Genomic DNA, 23,274 nt, shown 5'->3' on the forward strand with positions numbered 1-23,274 from the left:
AGTTATAATGGCTAAAATGTGCTATGACGACAATGACCGCAGTAAAATGATGAAAAAAATTAAAGAATTAGAATTTGCAGCTGTAGAATTAAATTTATATTTAGATAATCATCCTAACAATCAAAGAGCTCTAAATGACTATAATATGACTACAGATATGTTGATGGATATGAAAGAAGCCTATGAAGTAAAATACGGTCCATTAACCAACTTTGGTTATGCCAAAAGTACTCCTTCTTGGAAATGGGTAGAAGAACCATGGCCATGGGAAATAGGGGAATAAGGGGGTTGTCGTATGTGGATATATGAAAAAAAATTAGAATATCCTGTTAAAATAAAATCTAAAGATTTAAAAATGGCTAAATTTCTTGTAACCCAATATGGGGGACCGGATGGAGAATTAAGCGCTGCTATAAGATATTTAAATCAGCGATACACCATGCCAACAGGAAAGACTAAAGGTTTGTTAACAGATATAGGTACAGAAGAACTAGCTCACGTAGAAATAATTTGTGCTATGATATATCAATTAACTAAAGATGCAACTCCAGATGAATTAAGGGAAGCTGGCTTAGGTGCACATTATGCACAACATGACAATGCTTTGTTCCCATCAGATGCTAGTGGAGTACCTTGGACTGCTGCCTATATTCAAGCACTAGGTGATCCTGTAACAGATATACATGAAGACATGGCTGCAGAACAAAAAGCTCGTGCAACATATGAGCATCTTATAGACCTTACAGATGACCAAGATGTAAAAGATGTTCTTAAATTCCTATGGGCAAGAGAAATCGTACACTATCAAAGATTTGGTGAAGCACTAGTAGATGTATATGACTATATAGATAGTAAAAAATTCTTTTAGGTCTATAATATATGTAGTAACGTTAATAAAGGTTGTTGGTATAGCCAGCAACCTTTTGGGGTTATTAAACATCAAAATATATCTTCATCAACTTATCTACAGATGCATTAATGGCATTATAAACTGCTGTAGCTAGCATCTCTCCAAATAAAACATGCTTACCACAATATCTTATTTCTCTACCTTGTCCATTAAATACAACCACTGAATCAGTGCCTGTACCAGTGGCTATTTTATCACTTATAGGACTTATTACAATTAAATCTTGCATAGCAGCTGCCTTTGCTTCTGTTATCATCATAATGCACTCTACCATAGCTTCCTTTGTTAAATTTGCATTGGTTCCAAATATTATATTTATAGTTCCTGGCTTTAATACTGTTTCATCAAAATATGGCCAATCAGCCTTGTCTCCAGCTCTTCTAGCATTAGAAAGTCCTAATGTTACAAAACATTGAATCTTAACATCATCTTTTTCTATAAAATATTCCGCAAAGGATTCCATTTTAGCCGCAGTCATCATACCTACATGCTCACCATTCCAATTATGCTCTTGTATGTATTTTTCTATAGTTACTTCTGGTGGTAAAAACTCTCCCCCCTCATCACTTTCATTTTTAGGTACCCTTAAATTAAGTATTCCATCAGCATAAGTATGTCCACCATTTAAAACCGCTGAACTGAGTATTTCCACTGATGATGGAAATTCTATATGTACATAATCATCGGTTACTTCTAAAGTTAGATTTTCCATGCGTTTGTTTACATTACTACCCATCTTTATCCCCCTATCTATGTGCAATTTTATATTTCACATATAAAATTTATTGTTAACTTATATGAATCTATAATTTAGATACTACATTAATCCTCTGTAATTATTAACTGGTATTACTAAAATCTATTTATACAGTAAGTTTATTTATATAGTTAATATTATAACTCTCTATTAATATAGGCGTAAAGTTTATACTTTAACCGCTTCAATTCGTAATATACAATTTATACATTAAATCTACATAGGCTTTTGGATAAATATTGATTGTAATAACACCCTAAAACCGTATTATTTCGTTAAAAAATTTTGGGCTGAGTTTCAAATTACGAATTGAAGTTTAACTGTATTAAGCTACGCATTAAATGGGAATTTATTATTTAAGTAAGAGGTAAGCTCAAGTAATATAAATAACCTTTTTTACAATTATACCCCTATAGGTATTACTATTTATATCTGCTATAATGTATCTGTATATTTAACAAAAAGGAGAGATTTTTTTGAGAAAAACAAAGGACAATTTATTAACCAATACATTTGTAGTAATGGGACTTGCTTTAATAGCCTGCTTCTTATGGGGAAGTGCATTTCCTTCCATAAAAATAGGCTATAAACTTTTTCACATAGCTAAAGAGGATACTTATGGCAAAATTCTATTTGCAGGATATAGGTTTTTTCTAGCATCAGTTATGATTTTTTTATTTTGCTTTGTATCTAAATACTCTATAAAAGTTAGCAAGAAAAACTTTTACAGACTATTGCTTCTAGGTATAATTCAAACCTTTATTCAGTATATTTTCTTTTATCTTGGACTTTCTAACACCACTGGGATAAAAGGTTCCATAATATCTTCTTCAAATACGTTTTTTAGCGTAGTTATTGCACACTTTTTTTATACAGAAGATAAAATGACTTGGAAGAAAATACTTGGTGTAATTTTAGGCTTCTTGGGAGTAATTATTGTAAATTCCCAAAGTGGTGCTTTTTCTGGTGGGTTTAAATTTTCTGGTGAAGGCTTTGTTTTAATCTCTAGTTTATTTGGAGCCTTTGCGGGAATTTACACAAAAAAATTAGCAAAGGATATACCACCTTTTGCTGTTTCCGGTTATCAGCTATTTACTGGCTCTATTGCCCTTATTTTAGTGGGACTTTCAGGTGGAACACATAACGTAACCTTTACTCCCGTTGGAAGTGTTCTGCTTTTATACATGGCATTTATATCTGCCGCAGCCTTTTCCATTTGGTCCTTATTATTAAAATATAATGGCGTAGGAAAAGTTTCTGTTTATAAATTTTCAATCCCACTATTTGGAGTATTTTTATCCTACTTGTTACTTAAAGAAAGTTTCTCCGGCTCAAATGTGCTTTTAGCTGTTGTATTGGTTTCTTTAGGAATATATTTAATAAACAAGAAGTAAGAAACATTCAAGGGAATAATAAACACCGGAAGTTTTTGCAAAAATTCTATAAGATGATTAACCCACAATAAGCATTACATTACCTGAATTATGAAACTTCTCTGAAATGACTTGCATAAGAAGTGAAGGAACTGTTTAAATTTATTGTTCCGAGCTCTTATGCAAGGCATGGAGGAGAAATTTCATAATTCCATAGCATTGTACCTTTTTGTGGTTTAATCATAAGATGTCATAATTAAAAGTCATGCATTAAAAGGGGCTTCCTCCCTATTTATGCATGACTTTTTCTTATACGCAACTCTTCCTTTATAGCAAACTGTCTTCTGTCTCAATTATATATTTCCAGTACCTTTTAGGCATGCTTCTCTTTTGAAGTCTTAGGTTTTTTCTATTCTCAATATTAGTACTTTTAAAGTATTCCTTCCAAAGATTTTCGTAAACACTGTCACCTGTACACTTTAAGATATTATCTCCCTGCTCTATAGTCAAAGGAGCTATTACCCATTTTTCATTTTTATATAAGGAGACTATCTCCCTTTTTCTATCCTGTATCATAAATTGTTCTCCTGAAAGTCTTTTGGCAAAATGAGGAGTTATAAGTTGAAGTATATTATGATCTGGTTCCGTAGCCGCATAATATACACCATTTCCAAGCTGCCTAAATCTTAAAAACCCTAGCATTCTATGTTTCTCATCCATAACCTTTTTACAAATTCTATGCATGCTTATGACCACTTCATTATGCAAATGTAAATCCACATCTTTTCCTATTTTAAAGCCCATTTTTATATATCTGTAAATCAATGTAGATGTACCTTCTACCTCTGATAAAAAAACATAATATATAATGCGTAGAGCATCTTTAGATATCTTTTTTTCTATGGCATTATAGACTTTTAAATATTTTTCCTTTTCACTATTTATATACACAGGTTCATAGAAAAAACTGGGCTTAAACTCATCCTCAGCAAATATTTCTTCCAGCCTTTCTCTTCTATAATAAGCTTCATATATTGCCGTAAGTAATCCCATAAAACTTCCGTCATATACATAACAAACCATAAAACACCTCCAATACGACCCTTTTAAAAGTAAGTGGTAAACAGTTTCCTCTATATCTTCCAATCTATAGCTGACCAGTTATTTTGCTATAGTCATTTATCACACTATTATCCGGTAATAATCTATCAAAAAATGAAAGCTGATAATACTTTCCGCTATTCTCATTTTTCTTAGGAATAATTATATTTTGCCTTATATTTTCCTCTTTAAAACTACAAGTTCCACAATATTTTCCTTCACATGTTATAAAATATTTTGCCCTTTTTAAAACCACACCTATTTTCTTTAAATCCTCAACTTTTATATAATGAACCCGCCTTATAGACAATATTCTATTTACAGACCTGACTCCAATACCTGGAATCCTTAAAAGCATCTCCCTTGGTGCTTTATTAATTTCTATTGGAAATAATTCTAGGTGTCTTAAAGCCCAATCTGTTTTAGGATCTACTTCTAAATCAAAATTTGGCTTTTTATCATCCAAAAGCTCTTTTGCAGAGAATCCATAAAATCTTAAAAGCCAATCTGCCTGATATAACCTATGCTCCCTCAAAGTTGGAGGAGTATCTACCTTAGTTATTTTCTTACCATTTCCCACAGGTATATATGCAGAATAATACACTCTTTTCAAATCAAAATTTTTATATAATCCCTCTGATAACTTCATTATTTGAAAGTCACTTTCTGGTGTGGCTCCAATTATAAGCTGACTACTTTGACCTGCTGGAACAAAATTAGGCGTTCTTTTATAAATTTTTTTCTCCTGTTTGATAATTGAAATATTACTTTTTATAAGGCTCATAGGCTTTAAAATTTTCTCTTTATTTTTTTGTGGTGCCAAAAGTTTTAAACTTTTACTGGAGGGCAGCTCAATATTTACACTCATTCTATCTGCAAACATACCTGCCCTTTTTATCAAAGCCTCATCTGCTCCAGGTATAGCCTTTAAGTGAATATATCCATTAAAATTATGGGCATTCCTAAGAGATTCTACTACCTTTATTAAAAGCTCCATAGTGTAGTTGGCATTCTTATATACCGCAGAACTTAAAAATAGCCCCTCTATATAATTTCTTTTATAAAAATTAATTGTTAAGTCCACTACCTCTTCTGGAGTAAAAGCTGCTCTTGGCACATCGTTTGAAGCCCTATTTACACAATATGCACAGTCGTATGAGCAATAATTTGTAAGAAGTATTTTTAAAAGAGAAATACATCTACCATCCGGTGTAAAACTATGACATATGCCACTGTAACTGGCATTTCCAATGCCACCTTTTTTATTCCTTCTATTGCTGCCACTAGAAGAACAAGATACATCATATTTGGCTGCAGCAGATAATATATTGAGCTTTTCAAACACATCCATGTAAAACACCCCACACAATTAATACTGTATACTTTGTTAAAATTTCACATTTAACTTATAACTATATAATATCAAACATACGTTCTAATGTAAATAGGCAAATAAAAAAATCTCCCTTTAAAAAGTGGAGATTTCAGTTCATACATTTAACACACTTCCTCAATTCGTAATATTATTCCCAATATAAATTTCTTACAAATCAAGTTTTTTGTCAACCAATTTTTCTAAACACATATCTATCTTTTTTCTAAACATATATCTATCTGCTAGCAAAATCTCTAAGTTTAACATTACCTGCAGTAAATAAAACCACCGCCATTAATATAAGCACAAAAACATTAGGAAATATCTTTCCAGTATCAATACTATTAAATATCCAGTATTGAGGCGTGAATCTAACTATATTTTCTAGTACCCAATGCATTTTTTTCACTTGTATTCCAAGGCCTAAAACACTTAGAAAAGTGGTAGCAGTACACACAAGTGTTATTATAAGGGTTACCACGGATTCATTTTGAAATAACCTAGTTACAAATATACCTAAGCTGATAGAAATAGCAGCAATCAAAATTATACTAACCAGGACTATATGAGCTGATGCAAATGAATAACCTATTATAAACTTCTCTATCAAATATACAAGGGAATATACCGTAACAATTTGAAAAAACATTGCCAAATACAAACTCCCCACAATTCGCCAGCCCTTATTAGCTGTAGTTATGCACCTAGATAAAACCTTTTGTCTTCTTAAATTTAACAGCTCAGTGCCTACACCGTTAGCAGAATACATTATAAAGTTTATTAACATAGTAAGAGTTATCATCATTGCCCCATCTATATCTTTGGAAGAATTCTTTATTTGAACGCTTACTGAAGATTTTTCTATGTCCTTACCATTTTGTATTATGTTTTTATTTATAAGTAAATGCTCTTTCACTTTTTTATTAATTTCATCCTCCACTGATCTTTCAACTGGCACTGTGCCATTCCCCTCTTGTTTTTTATAAGCTTTTATACTTGGTTTTTCTCCATTTTTAATTTTATCAGTAAAGTCTTCTGGTATTACATATACTGCAACCACATCATTTTTTTCTACCAACTCCATTACCTTGCTTTGATTATAATTGTAATATATAGATTTACTTATATTTAAATCCTTTAACATCTTACTTCCATATTCACCTTTATCCAAAACATTAAAGGATACATCTACCATACTAGCAGTTCCCCCCGGTTCTTTATTACTTATGAAATAAACAGCTGTTATAACTACTAGTGGCATTAAAAATGATAGTAGCATAACTATTTTATCCTTCATAAGCCTCTTAAAATTTACAAAAACCAATGTTAAAAATGCCAAATCACTCACCCCACTTAACCCTAACTTTAAATATACTAATGCTATAAACAATCGCTGCAATTACAACAAATAATATTGAATAAAACTTTATAGAATGAAAAGAATTATATAATAAATAATTCTTGTAAGTTTTTATTACAAGTACATTTGGTGAAAAATTACTTAAAAACTTAATCACACCATTACTAGTCTTATCTATAGGCCAAAAAGCTCCCCCTACGGTTACTGACAACATTACAAATGCTCCTGAAATTATATTTAAAGTCTTTTTTTCTTTAATAAATGCAATTATAAGCCCTGACAATACTGATGCCAAAAGGCTTTGTAATAAAATTATTGCTAAAAGCAGTGGGATAGATCTATTAAATGATAATCCCATAAACCTATATCCAAATACATATATGGAGTTTAATATAACCGCTGTAATAAAACAGTTTATTATTGAATAGTTAAAATATTGAGTTTTGCTTAAAGTTGTAGACAATATTCTCTTAAATATTCCAGCTTCCTTTTCCGCATAATATGATGCTGATAAAGATATAATAAGCACAATGAACATAAAACTAAATATTGATATTGAATAGTACTCATAAGAAGTTAGACCTTTATTTTCGGTGACTATATTGTTCTGTATAGACTTCTTCTTATAAACATTATAAATTTCACTGTTTATTTGGTTAAATAGCTTCTGTTTTTCATTTTCCGATATATTATTCCTACTTATTTTTTCCTTTATTAAAATTTGACTCTCTAATTCCTCGTGATATTTATTTATAATAGAAGCTAATATCTTTTCCTTAGTCCTAGACTTGTCCTGTTTAGGAATTACACTTATCTTACACTCTCTAGAGTTTTTTAAACACTCCTCATAATCTTTAGGTATTACAAGCTTATACTTCCAATCCTTTTGACTAATTTCTATAATATTTTTCATAGCATCTGTAGTTAAAAAATTTTTTAAACTAGCTGATAATACTGATTTGTCCTTGTCTTCTATAACTATAGGAATCTTTTTCATCTCATTGGGAGGATTAAACATTTCTCTTTGAAAATATCCGTATAATATACTTAAAATTATAGGGAACACGGCAAACACAAATATAAATGTAGGTAAATCCCTTATAATCCCTTTCAGCGTGGATTTTATAAATGCCCTTAACTTCATAGTTATACCTCCTAATCCCTAAGTTTCTTGCCTGTAAGTGTTAAAAATACCTCTTCAAGAGTAGGCTCTTCGAAATTTATCCCCTTTATTTTTATTCCATGATTCTCTATTATTTTAAGCAATGCATTTAAATCAAAATCCCTTTCTTCTACTAAAAGCTTAATTACCTTTCCATCTTCGCTGCACTCTCTAACTCCTTTTAAATCTTTAAATTTGATTAACATTTCTCCCTTATATTCTTCCAATCGTAAAATAACCTTATTTTTATCACTAACCATAGACTTTACGGAACTTTTACTTCCATAAGCCACTTCTCTGCCTAAATCCATTATGAATAACTTATTACATAAATAATCTACTTCCTCCATATAATGTGATGTGTATATAATTGTAGTTTTCCTCTCCTTATTTATCTTCTTAGTAAATTCAAAAATATGATTTCTAGACTGAGCATCTATACCTACTGTAGGCTCATCCATTATTAGAAGTCTTGGGTAATGCATAATAGCTGCAGCTATATTTAATCTTCTTTTCATTCCCCCTGAAAACTTCTTTACTTTATCTTTTCTATGGTCTTTTGTACCTGTTATTTCTAACGCTTCATCTATTCTCTCTTTTAATAACCTTCCCCTAAGTCCATACAGACTTCCAAAGAACTCTAAATTATCATATGCTGTTACAGTTTCCATTAGTGCAACTTCCTGCGGAACCAATCCTATAAACTCCTTTGCCTTTATTTCATCATCCCTTATAGAATGTCCACCTATATTTATATCACCAGAACTGCTTTTCAAAAGCCCAGTTATTATATTTATAAGAGTAGATTTTCCTGCTCCATTAGGACCTAGAAGTCCGAAAAATTCTCCTTCCTCAACCCTAAAATTTATATTATCTAAAACTATCTTATCATCAAAACGCTTAGTTACATTTTTCACTTCCAGTATGCTCATTTTAACCCTCCATTTTATTAGTTCTAATAAATTTCATTTATATCCTTAATTGCTCACTGATCATTGGTACATTGAGCATTAATTATCCACACATTTGTAGTTTTTAACTGTTTATTATGAACTTTTATATTGTAAATTTCCATATTATAATTCCATGGCATTGTACCTTTTTGTGATTTAATTATATAATGATTATCCCACAATAAGTATTACATTGCTTGAATTATGAAATTTCTCTGGAATGAGTTGCATAAGAAGCGACGGAACTATTTAAATTTATTGTTCCAAGCTCTTATGCAAGTCATGGAGGAGAAATTTCATAATTCTATTCCATTGTACCTTTTTGTAGTTTAATTATATAATAGATAATTATAATAAATTTTACCATTATCCTAAGTAACTAAATAAGGTGACTTAAGTCATTTCTCAAGTCACCTTGTTTCTATTTTACTATTCCATTTTTAAATGCAAAAATAGCTATCTGAGTTCTATCCCTTAAACTTAATTTTGAAAGTATATTTGTTATATTATTTTTTATGGTACCTTCTGATAAATATAATTTTTCACCTATTTCCTTATTAGAAAGGCCACTAGCTATTTCCTTTATTATATTAATTTCCTTTTCTGAAAGGCTGAAATCCTGTGCTACCTCCCTAGAGCTACAAATTTCCTCTACTCCACTACATATTATTTTATTAGCCACATCTGGATGCACCACCACATTTCCATTTATACAGGCTTTTATTCCTCCATATATTAAATCGTATGAACTATCTTTTAAAAGATAGCCACTAGCCCCAAACTTCAACGCCTCATGTATATATTCTGTATCATTAAAAGTAGTTAAAACCAAAACCTTTATATCCTGAAATTCTTCTTTTATTATTCTAGTTCCTAAAACCCCGTCACATTTAGGCATTCTTATGTCCATAAGTACCACTTGTATTTTTTCTCTTCTACAAAGTTCTAAGGCATCTTGTCCATTTTCACAAAGACCAACTACTTCTATATCTTCATAAGTAGAGAGTATTATCTTTAAACCCTCTCTTATTAACTTTTCATCATCTACTATAGCGATTCTTATTTTTTCCATACTACTCCTCCTACTTATAGACAAATTTCTAAGTTTCACCCTTAATCTTTACTATTATCTAAAACTTAAAAATTGTTATTCAACAACGCAGCTACCATTAACTCCTTGGAGTATTACAGTAGGTATCTGTTTGATATAGCACAACCTTTAAAAGAAATCCCTCACCTTTTTTACTATTGTATGACACGTTTCCGCCTAATTCTCCTACTCTTTCCCATATACTTTTAAGTCCAACTCCTTTTTCTATATACTCTGCCCCAACGCCATTGTCCTGCAAAGTTATAACCAAGCTTTCTAGATTAAAATTCATAAATATATTAACCTTGGTTGCCTTTCCATGACGCAAGGAATTAGAAAGAAATTCTTGGACTATTCTATATATGACAAAACATTTATCAGAATTTAAGCTCCACTTATCTTTAGTAAATCCTAACTTCACTTCTATACCTGTGAGTTTTTGAAAATTTTTAATCAGTGCCTCTACTGCTAATATACCTTCATATTTATCAAATTCTATTGGCTTTAACTCTCTAACTGCCATCCTAACTTCTTGAAGGCTGTTTTTTGCAAATTCACCTAAGTTTTTAGCCATTAAAGCTGCTGCCATTGCATCCTTTTGGGCTATTTTTTCTATAGCACCCAGTTGTATTATCATAGTAGAAATACTATGACCTACACTATCATGTATCTCCCTAGATATTCTATTTCTTTCTCGAAGCACCGTTAACTCCTCTATAGATTTGGCATAACTTTCTAAATCACTATTAGCTTTTTTAAGTTTCTCTTCTGAAATTCTCAATTTGTCATATAAATTTTGTGCTTTCAATTTCCCGTAATTCTCTTCTTTAATGTATCCAGCTAATATGGATAATGTTATTAATGCAGAACTTATAGATATCATCTCACTAAAATTTAAATAATACCCTGTTATAATCATCGTACTTATTGTTATACCACAGCTTATCCAAGATAAAATTTGACTTTTTATAAGTACAATACTATCTAAAGCAGCATTAAAGAAATAAAAGAATACCATGCCACCATAATTTCTATAACCAAAGTATGCCATACTGCACTCTAATATTAAAGATATAAAAACAAACTTTTCCTTATGACTGAGTATAAAAAATCTAATTTGATTATTTATTGTAAATAAAAGAATTAAAATAACCGTATCTATTTTTACATTATTCTTTTGAAATCCTACAATTCCTGCTATTAAAAGTGCAATAGCAGCATATCTAACTATTAATAGTAATTTTTTTCTCTCCATTTTTACCTTCCAAACTTTCCTCTATAATTTTGAAACACATATTAATTTAATCATCTTTTTTAAAATATTTCTACAATTACTTAAAATAATTTCAAAATTAATTTAATAAAAAAACCAGAAACCCACATTACTTTGGTGAATTTCTGGTTTATATTAATAAATTATTTTATTTTATGAGCATCCCAAAATTTCAATGCAGCTTCAACGGATCTATTCATCTCTTTCATAAAATTTGACCCAGATTTCCTTCCATAAATTAACTGTCCAAAATTATCAGCATTAAATTTATTTCCCTTAACCACAAACTTTTCATTTTCTCTATACATTTCTTTAACTTCTTCCCTGTTTAATCTTTTATATTCCTCATCAAATACAATGTACTTTTTATCAAATCTTGGCTTTATTATTTTTTTAGCATCTTCTTCATAATAGCCTAATGCAAGCATGCATATAGGGAAAGTATAGTCTGGAAGATTTAATATCTCTCTATGCTTTTCATAGTTCTCCATAACATCTCCTATGTAGCAAGACCCTATACCCAAAGCTTCTGCAGTTATTACTGCATTCTGTGCTGCTATTAACGCATCAGAACAGCCTAGTAAAAAGTCTCCCTTTCCTGGCGCTGTATAGTCCATATTATTCTTATGGCAATATTCCTCTACTCCACTGGCCTCATAATAATCATACTGTCTTTGCAAATCTGCAAGAAATATAAGTACTACTGGTGCTGAAGCTATAAATGGCTGATTGTCACAAGTTTTGCTTAAAATCTCCTTTTTCTCCTTATCCTTAATTACAAGTATAGAATAAAACATCATATTTCCAGCAGTAGGAGCTCTCATGGCACCCTCTAATACTTCATTTAAATGTTCTTCCCTTATTTCTTTTTTGTCATATTTTCTAAGAGATGTCCTGTTCTTTATTACACTTAAAACTTCATTCATAAATACACCCCCAATTTATTTAACTGTGCCTAAAATAAAAAAAGGCTCTAGAAAGTCACTAACTTTTCAGAAAACCTTATTTATATACATAACCATTTGTTCTACGTACTTTTACGGATATTTTCTATTATATTTTATAATCTAAGCGATAATGAATACTACATTATGTAGTACATCTTCTAAATTATTTTAGGGTACTTATGCCCTATGCTATATTATTTCATTTAAAATTTATATATATACTATATAAAAAAAACGTAAGGTTGTCAAGGAAATTTTAGAAATTTCTCAAAATAATGAGTTTTTTTATTTATATTTGTTTTGCCACTATACAACGACCCTATTATTTATTTCCTTTTTGAACCGTATTCTAATATAATAAAATATGCCTTGTTAAAACCCAACACTAAAATTCTCAGTTCCAAAAAAATTTTAGTAAGGTACATGAAAAGAAATAACATGTGAAAGATGCTTGTATATTTTGTGTCAGACAAGGAAGCAGGTTCCTCCGATAGTAGGAACTCTCGGTGGGTTCTGCTGATGCAGTATGACGCAAAATAGACTAGCATACTGACTTGTTATTTATTTGAATGTGCCTAAATTGGAGGATAATGATATGCCTGCTTTTGAACATCCAGATTATAAAAATGAGTGTAAAAAACTAGATACAACTCTTAATTACTTAAAAAACTTTGATGAGATTATAAGTAAACAAAAGAAAAGAATTGATGAAGCTGTTGAATACAGCACAAGTCATTATAACTCAGACAATGCCGAGCAGTTCAATGAGCTTGTTATAAATGAAGCTCTTCAAGTTAGCATGAAGTCTAGACTTAAAAATATCAGTAGAAGTCTTTCTAAGCCTTATTTTGCTAGAATAGATTTTACTGAAGAAGGTCTGGACAAAATAGGTAAATACTATATAGGTAAAATGTCTCTTCTCGATGAAAAAACCGGAGAATTTTTAATTGTAGATTGGCGGTCACCTGTGGCCAATCTTTACTATGAAGGCAGACTGGGAGAAGCCAGCTATAATTGTCCCGATGGGGATATACATGGGGATATATCTCTAAAAAGGCAATACACCATAGAAAATGCCTGTCTTAAAGAAATTTTTGATATAGACATAACCACCAATGATGACTTTCTTCAAGCTGCGCTTGGCTCCAATAAAGATAATAGACTAAAAGATATTGTATCCACAATCCAATCAGAACAAAATCAGGTTATTAGAGCAGATATGTGGAAACCTCTTATAGTACAAGGGGCCGCTGGTGGTGGAAAAACTACTATAGCTTTACATAGGATTGCCTATCTTATGTATAACTATGAAAAAACATTAAAACCAGAAAACTTTATGATAATAGCCCCAAATAGATTCTTTTTAAGTTATATATCAGAGGTTCTACCAGAGCTTGGTGTAGAGAATGTAACACAAACCACTTTTGAAGACTTTGCTTTTAATGTAATAGGAAAAAACATAGGCAAAAAACCTAGCTTGAAATCACCTCACGAAAAGCTATCTACCATAATAGAAAATTATTCAGACAAAAAATCTAAAGAAAACAATAATATTATTGAAGCCTCATGTTTTAAATCTTCATTAGAATTTAAAGAGCTTCTCAATAAATATTTAAAATATATAGAATACCATTATATCCCTAAAGAAGATTTCAAAGTACATGACTTTGTGCTTTTCACCTACAAAGAGATTCAAAAACTCTTCATAAAGGATTATAGCTATCTACCTTTTTCCAAGAGAATTAATGAAATAAAGAAAAGCATGATAAATAGGGTGAAATATCAAAGGGATAAAATATTAGATCGTGTAGATAAAGAATATGAATGGAAGCTAGACAAAGTTAGAGCTTCCATGGGTGATTGCCCAGAGAGAAGATCTCAAATAATTGAGATTATAGATGAACGAGATAATCTACTTTTAAATATCAAAAAAGGACTTAAAACTGTTATAAAAGATTATACTTCAAAAATTCCTAAAAGATCTGTATGGCAATACTATGAAAATTTCTTAATAAATTTATCTAAATTAAATACCGATGAATCAATGTGCGAACTTATAGATTACATAAAAGATTACTCCCTTGAAAACTTAAAGAATAAGAATATAGAAGTGGAAGACTTATCACCGCTAATGTACATCTCCATATCAGTATATGGTCTCAGTGAAAAAATAAATTTAAGGCACATTGTAATTGATGAAGCACAAGACTTTAGTTTATTTCAGCTTTATGTACTTAAGAAAATAGTAAACAGTAGCTCCTTTACAATACTTGGAGACCTATGTCAAGGTATATATAGCTACAGAGGAATCCATGATTGGAATGATGTAGCAAAATATATATTTACAGATGAAAATTCAAGCCATCTTTGCCTAGAGCAAAGTTACAGAACCACCATTGAAATAATGAATGCAGCCAGTGAAGTTATAGGAGGACTAAACGATCCTCGCCTTCCGAAGGCCAAGCCTGTAATACGTCATGGTGATGAGGTTAAGGTTTTTGAAAAGGATTCTCTTAAGAATATTGCCAAGGATATTGATGATAAAATAGAAAAACTGCTCCAAAGTGAATATAAATCCATGGCTATAATATGTAAAACATTAGATGAATGCATAAAACTAAAATCCCTATTAAAAGAAAAGAAAAAGGTTTCTGTAATAACCGGTAAGGAAAAGGACTATCCCGGTGGAATAGTATTAATTCCCTGCTATCTTGCAAAGGGCTTGGAATTTGATGTGGCTATAATTGCTAATGCATCAAAGGATATGTACACAGAAAGTGAATTAGATGTAAAACTTCTTTACGTAGCCATGACCAGACCCCTACACGAACTTTACATTTATTCTCTTGGAGAAAAGACTAAAATACTGCCAATTTAAAAACAAAGGCTATTACATTAAGTATCTTACATACAATATGGTTGTTCCATAGATTAAAGTACCGAACAACCTATTGTAGTATTTACTTTATAATGTACTAGCCTTTTATTATTCTAAATTTCCTCTTCCACATAAACATCCTTTTTACCAACAACAACTATCAAGAGTTTTTTCATATTATCCAAATTAAAAGTCTTTCTTAATTTATCACTATTTTTATATTTACTAATTTGCTTTAATCCTTCTGATTTAATTTTATCAAATGCATTTCTATCCTTTTCCTTTATATACTTTAGTTCTATAAGCCATTCATAATTTATACTTTCTGCAAAAGCTTTATTCTTGGACAATAATATATCAATGAAGCCCTCTTCAACCTCATACTCGCTATTAGCAATATATATATTGTTCATAAAAATAGATAATATCAAAATTTTAATATGCTTTTCATCAAATTTAACTAAGTCCCTATTAGAAAGACTTTCTAAACTTTTCTTTAGACATTGTATAAATTTATTGCAATTTCCCTTTACAGCCATTTCATTTATTGCGGCTTTAATTTTTTTATTATCTATATCTAGTTTATGTGTCTCCGCAAGTTTTAATTTAAAATACTCCCAATATATTTCCCTCATAGCTATATTAGGAATTACTAATGTAACATCCCCCAGAAAAGATTCTTTAATAGTTAACATTCCCATATAAAAAAGTAATGAAACAAAGTTTTCTTTTCTATCATACATATATTCTAAATTAAATCTTTGAACTAAAGTAGTTTCTATTTGACCTTCAGCTAAAATAGTTTCAATAGTTTCTTCGTCTTTAAAATTAAATGCTAATGTTTCTAATTTCTTATAATCTGTTTTTATATTTAAATCTAACATATTCTTTGGATACTTATTATATCTTACTAGATTATCAAAAAAGTATAATACCATATTAGGATTAAAAAGACGCTGTTTACTATCTTCACTAAAAAGATATCCATTATAATATTGTTTCATATCATCAATTAAGATATCCCTGCTGAATATATTAAACAAACATAACCTTTCCATTAATGTCTCCAATTCAGGTAGAGTAAACCCCATCATTTCATTGTACATTTTTTCTAATGTAAGATTTTTAGTTATATTAAAACCACTAGTTAAATCATCTAATAATATTGGACTAACTCCCGTCATAAATATTCTATCTACAGTAGTTGTAGTTAGTGCCTTCAACGCTTTATAAAAAGTTCTTATATATCCTTGACTAGAAATTATATCATAATAAAGTTCTTCATTAGTTGTAATCAAATCATTAGCAAAGTTATCATACTCATCTATTAAAACAAATATTTTCTTACCTACATTAGAAGTCATTGACGCAGCAAAATTTATCGCTCCTATAGAATTATTAAATTGAAGTTTATCATTTTTACAATCTAATATATTATAATATCTAATGAAAAAATCTTTTACTGATTCTATAACCCGCTCATCAAAACTCTCAATAAGCTCCTCTTTTCCCCCAAAAGTTTTTATGTTTGAAAAATCTAATTTTAAAATTAAATAAGAATTTCTTTTTTCTGTAGGATTACTCCCTATATATAAATTTCCAAATAACTCCTCAAACCTATCCTTTTGATTAATATCATAATAATTGCGAAGCATTGACAAAAATAAGCTCTTTCCAAATCTTCTAGGTCTAATAAAAAATTCATATGATGCATCATTCTCTAACAATTCTATATATTTTGTTTTATCTACATATAAATAGTTTTCCGTTACTACTTTTTCAAAATCTGATTCTCCATATGGGATTTTAACATTCATTTAACTCACCCTTTTTATAATTATAACTTCATTTGTGACCCTTACTTACATTATACCAAATTCAGTTAATATTTATCATACTTTTTTATTATCCATTGCCTATTCCACAGTTCTGATGAAATCAATTATATATTGCCTATTCCACAACTCTTATAGTATAAATATTTTAAGTCATAAATCAATTAATGATACACGTTGTTATTACGCTACCACATCTTTTTTCACAAACACCACATGAGTTATTCCATAGCATACTCCAATCCACACTAAAAGAAGTATAACTGAGAATTTAAATGTTATAAAATCCACCGCCAGCACCCTATTTATACCGCCACTTACAACATAAATACTATTATGGTAAATTGGAAATAGAAATGCTAAAATCCGGTCTAGTACTGTAGCGGGGCTTAATCGTTGCATAGAATAATCATTAACCTTTATATTGAAAATAGCATGGGTAAATGCTATTAAAATTAAGGAAAGTATCATGGAATTGTTTGGATTTTTAATTACTACAGCCATGAGAAAACAAAAGGCTATAGTGGAAGTTACACCTAAAACTTGAAGTATTAGCATCTTTACAATTAAGCTTCCTTGGGAAATCAAAACCCCGCTACCTATCTCTGGAACTATAGCGCCTCTTAATTCTTTAATACGAATAGCATCTACAATTCTGTATTTTACCTCCCCCAAAAATGGCAAAGAAGCATCTCCAAATCCGAATATTAACCCTACCAAAATAAAATAGATAAATTCTAAAAGTAAAATCATTAAATTCACAGTTACTACGGCCACTATGAATTTACTTAGTATTACCTTCCACCTTTTAATAGGTTTTGTAAGCAAAAGCTTTATAGTGGCAGGCTTATTTTCTCCTGAAACCACATTAGAGGCCATTACTCCCACTATAATAAAAAGTCCGAAAGTTCCTATTATTCTAATTGTATCTGGGAAATTATTAAATGCAGTTATCTTATCATCATAATCATATGGTATATTATGATCTAAATAGTACTTTTTTAAGCGAATATTAGATAGCTCTGAATGCTCAGCATCAGGATGAAGCTCGCTATTTCTCTTTAAGTTATCTTGTGAAGATTTAATATCCCTCTCAACTTTCTTCCTCCAAGGAATATTCGGGTCAGCTTTCATTTTTTCAACTTCTAAAAATTCTTTTCCCTCTTTCAATAATTTATCATAAGCACTACTAACAGCAACTGCCTCTTTATCCTTTTCTTGATTTCCTTTCTCTTCTAATTCATTAACATACTTTTGCATTTTATCTATAGTATTTTTTACCCCAACTCTTTTAGGCCTTACACACACTATTAAAAAAAACATCAAAATAAAAATTGCAATTAAAAAGGCTAACCCAACTAAAAATTTCTTATTTCTTATAAATTTCTTAAACTCAATGCCCATAAGTGTAAACATAAAGTTCCCCCAATCTAATTTAAATGCCACTACAGCTAATCTAAATTACAATATCCTTTTTCTTAAAATAACTAGAGGCTGTAACTAAAAAAACAGCTCCCCACAATATGCAAACTAAAACCCCTAAAGGTATATTTATATTTGTAGAATTTAGATTTAAATTTATGACCCCTTCAATTAAGGACTTTCCATCTCCATAGGTGGTGAATAAATAGGGATATATTTTTGATAAGGACTCCTGAGGCAATATGAAGGTTGCCATATTTAAACAAAATATTATTATTGAACTTACCATTAAACTTGCCACATTGTTTTTAAATAATGTAGATATTAATATTCCAAAGCTACAATATACAAAAATACACATAAGCTGCAAAAGAAGTAACTGAATAAGGTATTTATATACTGGAACTATATAAGAACTACCTATAATAGCTGTAACCCTTTCTAATTCATCCACATGATATTTCGTCCCAATAACTACGGGATAGGATGGATTTCCCCTATTAAATATCAACCCTATAATTACAAACATTAAAAATTCAATAATAAAAACTGTTAGAATAGAAACTAAAAATCCACTTAAAAATTTTGTTATTATAAATCTCACTCTTCCTATGGGTTTTGTTATAGCTAATTTTATGGTGGAATACTGCATCTCAGAGCTTACACTATCATAAGTTAATATTATTATTAAAAGTGGTAGAAAAATCACATTAATAAATCCCATAAGGTTTTTCATATCCCTAAAGGAATAAATTTTGTATAAGGGCTGAGGCTCCATATTCTCTTTTAGTAAATGATCATTTAGAAGAATCTCACCATTTATCCTCTCAATGGCATTATAGTCCAGAGCTATTTTATAATCTTCTCTTTCCTTTTTTAAGGCTTTGTTTTTGTTTTTAAGCTTTTCTTTCCAATTATAGTTAGGGTTTTTTATCTCCTCTGAAAGCTCCTTATTTTCTCTTTCCAAGCTCTTTATCTTAAGCTTATAGGTTTTTATTTTCTCATCTTTAATACCATCTTCCTTTAATTTTGCCTTATACTCCACTAGAAGCTTTTCGTTGTTCTTAATTTTTATCTCAGGTCTTTCACTTTTCGCATCCCCATATAACCCGTAGGTTTTAAAGATAAATAAAACTAAGAGCCCTATAAGAAAAATTAAATATTTCTTATTTTTTAAGATTTTATAAATTTCTACCTTAAAAAAATCCAAGTTATTTGCCCCCTTTTGCTATTTCCATAAATCTATTTTCTAGATTTCCATGTACTCTATTAATGTCCAATATCTCAATGCCTTTAGTGGATAGAACAGTAATGAGCATGGAATAGCAGTCCTTGTCAGTAGTTAATATTAATTTATCCTCCAGTGTCTCAATATTTTTAACAAAGCTATTGTCTTTCAGAATATTCTTAACTCTTTCTATATCCTCATGCCTTACCTTAAGCTGAATTTTTTCCTTATCCTTTAAGTGAAGATCATTTGTAAGTTCTACAGATTTGATCACTCCATAATCAATAAATGCCACCTTATCACAAAGCTGCTCTATCTCCCCTAAAATATGTGAAGATATAAATACTGCAGTATTATTTTCTTTAACTAGATTTTTAACTATGTTTCTAAAATCCACAATTCCAATTGGGTCAAGTCCATTAGTAGGCTCATCTAATATTAAAAGCTTTGGATTAGGTAAAAGAGCTTGCCCAAGTCCTAAACGCTGCTTCATTCCAAGAGAATATTTCTTAACCTTATCATCTATTCTGTCCTTTAGTCCAATAATCTCAATAACTTCATCTATCCTCTCTTTCTTCACGTTCCCATAAAGCTTTGCAAACATATTTAAGTTTTCTCTTCCAGTAAAATCCAAGTACATATCTGGATTTTCCACAATACACCCTACAGAACTAATAGCCTTTACAAAATCCTTTTGCACATCATGTCCATTTATGTAAATATTTCCAGATGTAGGTTTAATAAGTCCCACTATCATCCTTATTGTTGTGGTTTTTCCTGCTCCATTAGCTCCAAGAAATCCGTATATCTCCCCCTCATTTACATCAAAACTTATGCCCTTTATTATCTCTGTTTTTCCAAATGATTTGTGAACATCTTTAAGTTCTAATACCGTGCTCATAAAACTTCCCCCTTCTTTCTTAAACCTTTTATATATTTTACCATTAAGATAATATAAATTCAAAATAATGAATATTTTCAAATAGTTTCTCTATATAACCGTAAATATAAAATATACACTAAAAAGAGAGTGCAAAAGCAATAACCCTTCACACTCCCTACTTTTATTCTACTCCTCTTATGGAATCCACTATACTATCAGAATATACTTTTCTTGAAGCGTTTATAGCTGCAAGAAGGCATATAACTAACACTGCAAGAGATGTACATAATACATTCCATATAGATATTGTCCATTCCATGCCTTCCATTAATACTTTTCTAGTTGCCACGTAAAATAAATAAGTGAATAGGATTCCTAAAGATACTCCCCAAATGGTTGAATATATGCCATAAATTAGCCCCTCATTTCGTATCATAGAGTTCACCTCATCCTTTGCCATTCCTATAGCCCTTAGCATTCCAAATTCTTTTTTCCTAAGCATTACATTCATACTCATTATATTAAATATGTTTATAATACTTACAAGTGCTACAATAAATATAATTGAATATAATATTACAGCAGTTTTAATACGAGATTTTTTTATTTTTTCAAGTTCTTCCTTATAGGAAGTTAAAGATACTCCTCTTGAATTCTTTACTATATCCTTTAACTTGTTTTCCACATAACCATAATCTCCGTGCTTATCTAAGCTTATCCTTACTCTTTGGTAGCCTAGAACGTTAAAATTTTCTTCAAGTAATTCATTATCCATGATTATAGTAGTGGTTATAGCACCATCTTGTGGTACAATTGCATCATCTTTAAGTATACCTCCAACTATAAATTTTTGTTCATTCATATATATAGGTACTTTATTTTCATATATTTGTATTTTCATCTCTACGGCATCTCCAACTTTAAAAGTAGTAACATTATTATTATTTAAGTTTTGAGCTAATAAAACCATAGGTTTTTTTTTCAAATTATCAAAATCTACATTTCCTTCTTCTATGCTGTTTTTAAATTTTTCTAAAACCTCTCTATCATACCCTTGTACTTCACACTTAAAGGTATAAATATTCTTATTTAAATTTTCTTTTACATATGAGAATTGTTTACTCCATTTTTTTAGAAGTTTGATTCCCTCTTCAGTAATCTTATTTGATGGTACTATCATAAAATTACTAGTTTCTTTAGATTTTACTACGTTTTTTACTCCTTTTAAATTTTCCATATCCCTTACATATTTTTGCTCTATTGAAGCTTGCTCAAATGAATCATTGCAAGCTATAACAAAATCTCCACCCATCTTTTTCTTTAAAGTGCTTGCTGGATCCGAACAATTTATTATATAATTTACCAACATAAAAAGTATTATACTTATACTCAAAGAAACTACAGTGGATATAAATTTTTTTCTGTTCCTATTGATATTAACTTTTGACATGTTCCTTGTAAATTTACTTTTTTCATTAAGAATAGAGTTTTTATCTTTCAACCTACCCTCTTTAAGCTTAAAATTTTTACTAGAATTTATAGCTTCTATAGGAGAAACCTTGGAGGCTTTCTTAGCAGAAAAATATGTCCCCAAAAATATTGATATAAAACCAAAAATAAAAGATAGGATAATCGCCTCCTTGGGTATTCTAAATAAATATTTAAAATAATTATCACCAGAAAATAACGTCATAGCTCCTTTAGAAACAAAATTTCCAATAAAAATACTTAAAGGTATAAATATTAATCCTAGTAAAAATCCCTCTCCCATAACTAATTTTATTATGTGTGAACTGGAAGCCCCTATAGCCCTAAGCATCCCAAATTCCTTATTTCTCTGAAGAATAGACGTATTAAATATATTACAAATTAGTATGCTAGATATGATAGATACTATAGTATATAAAACTATACTTATAAATTTTAATATTTTAATGTCTTTCATCATAAATTGTTTAATACTATCTATAACAATAGCAATTTTTTCTAGATCCGCCTGTAAACATAATTTATCAAAACCCTTTTGCTGTTCTATATTTTCTTTAAACTTTACATAAGTAGTAAAATTTCTAAATTTATTTGGTACCTTATCTAAGGCAAAATCTTTACAGATATACGCTTTAGCAGTATTTTTCAATGTGTTATGATTAAATGTGTGAGCAAAAGTTCCAACTAGCACAAATTCATTATTTAATTCCAGCTGTTCCTTGCCCTCACCTAATCTAAAGTTTAATTTTATATTATCACCTATTTCAAGATTAGGATTAATTTTTTTAACTACCCAATTTTCTAAAGCTATTTCATTAGGTTTTTCTGGATAACGTCCTTTTAATAATTTAAAATTAAATAAATCTATAGCTTTTCTATCATAACCATTAATATCAATAGAATACTGTGAATCTTTTATTTTACTGTTTCCCATAGAAACAAATGTGGTTGAATTTTCAATAATACTACTATTATTTTTGCACAATTCTTCTGCTTCTTTTTTGTATTGATTTTTATAATCCATAATTACATCATATGCTCCGCCCCTATCATCAATTAAACGAGCCTTTGTATTCTCCTTTAAAGTAGAAAGCATTACACTTAATGAAGTTATTAAAGTTATGGATATTACTATACTTATTGCCACAAAGAAATTTCTCTTCTTGTTTTTAACTAAATATTTCGGTATTAGTCCCCAGAAACTCTTCATATGCCCCCCTCTTTCTAAACCCTTTTATA

Annotated in this window: 18 protein-coding genes; 4 read left to right on the plus strand and 14 right to left on the minus strand. The window is 29.9% G+C overall.

All coding sequences use genetic code 11. From position 1 onward, the window contains the following. Nucleotides 1-7 precede the first annotated feature (7 nt). Nucleotides 8-283 (plus strand): spore coat protein CotJB, encoded by a 276-nt coding sequence (locus tag CC89_RS13250; protein ID WP_035292851.1) that lies wholly within the window; start codon nucleotides 8-10, stop codon nucleotides 281-283. Between the two features lie 12 nt (nucleotides 284-295). Continuing rightward, nucleotides 296-868 (plus strand): manganese catalase family protein, encoded by a 573-nt coding sequence (locus CC89_RS13255; protein ID WP_035292852.1) that lies wholly within the window; start codon nucleotides 296-298, stop codon nucleotides 866-868. Between the two features lie 64 nt (nucleotides 869-932). On the opposite strand, the gene CC89_RS13260 is transcribed toward CC89_RS13255, so the two are convergent. Further along, nucleotides 933-1,646 (minus strand): adenosylcobinamide amidohydrolase, encoded by a 714-nt coding sequence (locus CC89_RS13260; protein WP_035292853.1) that lies wholly within the window; start codon nucleotides 1,644-1,646, stop codon nucleotides 933-935. Between the two features lie 497 nt (nucleotides 1,647-2,143). Between CC89_RS13260 and CC89_RS13265 the strand changes: the two genes are divergently transcribed. Then, nucleotides 2,144-3,061: a DMT family transporter gene (locus CC89_RS13265; protein ID WP_035292854.1), complete on the plus strand. Its 918-nt coding sequence runs from the start codon at nucleotides 2,144-2,146 to the stop codon at nucleotides 3,059-3,061. Nucleotides 3,062-3,367: 306 nt separating this feature from the next. Here CC89_RS13265 and CC89_RS13270 read toward each other — a convergent pair whose 3' ends face one another. The 8 genes from CC89_RS13270 to CC89_RS13305 form a co-directional block, all read right to left on the minus strand. Beyond that, nucleotides 3,368-4,123, minus strand: coding sequence for a TIGR03915 family putative DNA repair protein (locus tag CC89_RS13270; RefSeq protein WP_035292855.1), 756 nt, complete (start codon nucleotides 4,121-4,123; stop codon nucleotides 3,368-3,370). Between the two features lie 64 nt (nucleotides 4,124-4,187). Then, a complete protein-coding gene (locus tag CC89_RS13275; RefSeq protein WP_035292856.1) occupies nucleotides 4,188-5,492 on the minus strand; it encodes a putative DNA modification/repair radical SAM protein in 1,305 nt (434 codons plus the stop codon). 259 nt (nucleotides 5,493-5,751) lie between these two features. After that, nucleotides 5,752-6,855, minus strand: a complete 1,104-nt coding sequence (locus CC89_RS13280; RefSeq protein WP_035292857.1) for an ABC transporter permease — start codon at nucleotides 6,853-6,855, stop codon at nucleotides 5,752-5,754. A gap of 1 nt (nucleotide 6,856) precedes the next feature. Next, nucleotides 6,857-8,020, minus strand: coding sequence for an ABC transporter permease (locus tag CC89_RS13285; protein WP_035292858.1), 1,164 nt, complete (start codon nucleotides 8,018-8,020; stop codon nucleotides 6,857-6,859). A gap of 11 nt (nucleotides 8,021-8,031) precedes the next feature. Then, nucleotides 8,032-8,970, minus strand: coding sequence for an ABC transporter ATP-binding protein (locus tag CC89_RS13290; RefSeq protein WP_035292859.1), 939 nt, complete (start codon nucleotides 8,968-8,970; stop codon nucleotides 8,032-8,034). 442 nt (nucleotides 8,971-9,412) lie between these two features. Then, entirely contained in the window at nucleotides 9,413-10,063 is a 651-nt protein-coding gene (locus CC89_RS13295; protein WP_035292860.1) for a response regulator transcription factor, read from the minus strand. 97 nt (nucleotides 10,064-10,160) lie between these two features. Next, a complete protein-coding gene (locus CC89_RS13300; RefSeq protein ID WP_035292861.1) occupies nucleotides 10,161-11,336 on the minus strand; it encodes a sensor histidine kinase in 1,176 nt (391 codons plus the stop codon). A 161-nt stretch (nucleotides 11,337-11,497) separates the two neighbouring features. Beyond that, nucleotides 11,498-12,280: a nitroreductase family protein gene (locus CC89_RS13305; RefSeq protein ID WP_035292862.1), complete on the minus strand. Its 783-nt coding sequence runs from the start codon at nucleotides 12,278-12,280 to the stop codon at nucleotides 11,498-11,500. Nucleotides 12,281-12,896: 616 nt separating this feature from the next. Here CC89_RS13305 and helD point away from each other — a divergent pair. Continuing rightward, nucleotides 12,897-15,179, plus strand: coding sequence for an RNA polymerase recycling motor HelD (gene helD / locus CC89_RS13310; protein ID WP_035292863.1), 2,283 nt, complete (start codon nucleotides 12,897-12,899; stop codon nucleotides 15,177-15,179). A 113-nt stretch (nucleotides 15,180-15,292) separates the two neighbouring features. On the opposite strand, the gene CC89_RS13315 is transcribed toward helD, so the two are convergent. The 5 genes from CC89_RS13315 to CC89_RS13335 all read right to left on the minus strand — a co-directional run bounded on the left by CC89_RS13315 (nucleotide 15,293) and on the right by CC89_RS13335 (nucleotide 23,245). Next, entirely contained in the window at nucleotides 15,293-16,996 is a 1,704-nt protein-coding gene (locus CC89_RS13315) for a PD-(D/E)XK nuclease domain-containing ATP-binding protein (RefSeq protein ID WP_035292864.1), read from the minus strand. 201 nt (nucleotides 16,997-17,197) lie between these two features. Beyond that, a complete protein-coding gene (locus CC89_RS13320; protein ID WP_035292865.1) occupies nucleotides 17,198-18,430 on the minus strand; it encodes a DUF2705 family protein in 1,233 nt (410 codons plus the stop codon). A 40-nt stretch (nucleotides 18,431-18,470) separates the two neighbouring features. Then, complete coding sequence (locus CC89_RS13325) at nucleotides 18,471-19,646, minus strand: ABC transporter permease (RefSeq protein ID WP_035292866.1); 1,176 nt, start codon at nucleotides 19,644-19,646, stop codon at nucleotides 18,471-18,473. Nucleotide 19,647: 1 nt separating this feature from the next. Further along, nucleotides 19,648-20,565, minus strand: a complete 918-nt coding sequence (locus CC89_RS13330; RefSeq protein ID WP_035292867.1) for an ABC transporter ATP-binding protein — start codon at nucleotides 20,563-20,565, stop codon at nucleotides 19,648-19,650. A gap of 163 nt (nucleotides 20,566-20,728) precedes the next feature. Then, nucleotides 20,729-23,245, minus strand: coding sequence for an ABC transporter permease (locus tag CC89_RS13335; RefSeq protein WP_035292868.1), 2,517 nt, complete (start codon nucleotides 23,243-23,245; stop codon nucleotides 20,729-20,731). Nucleotides 23,246-23,274 lie beyond the last annotated feature (29 nt).

It is taken from the genome of Clostridium sp. KNHs214 (assembly GCF_000744935.1).
GTDB lineage: Bacteria > Bacillota > Clostridia > Clostridiales > Clostridiaceae > Haloimpatiens.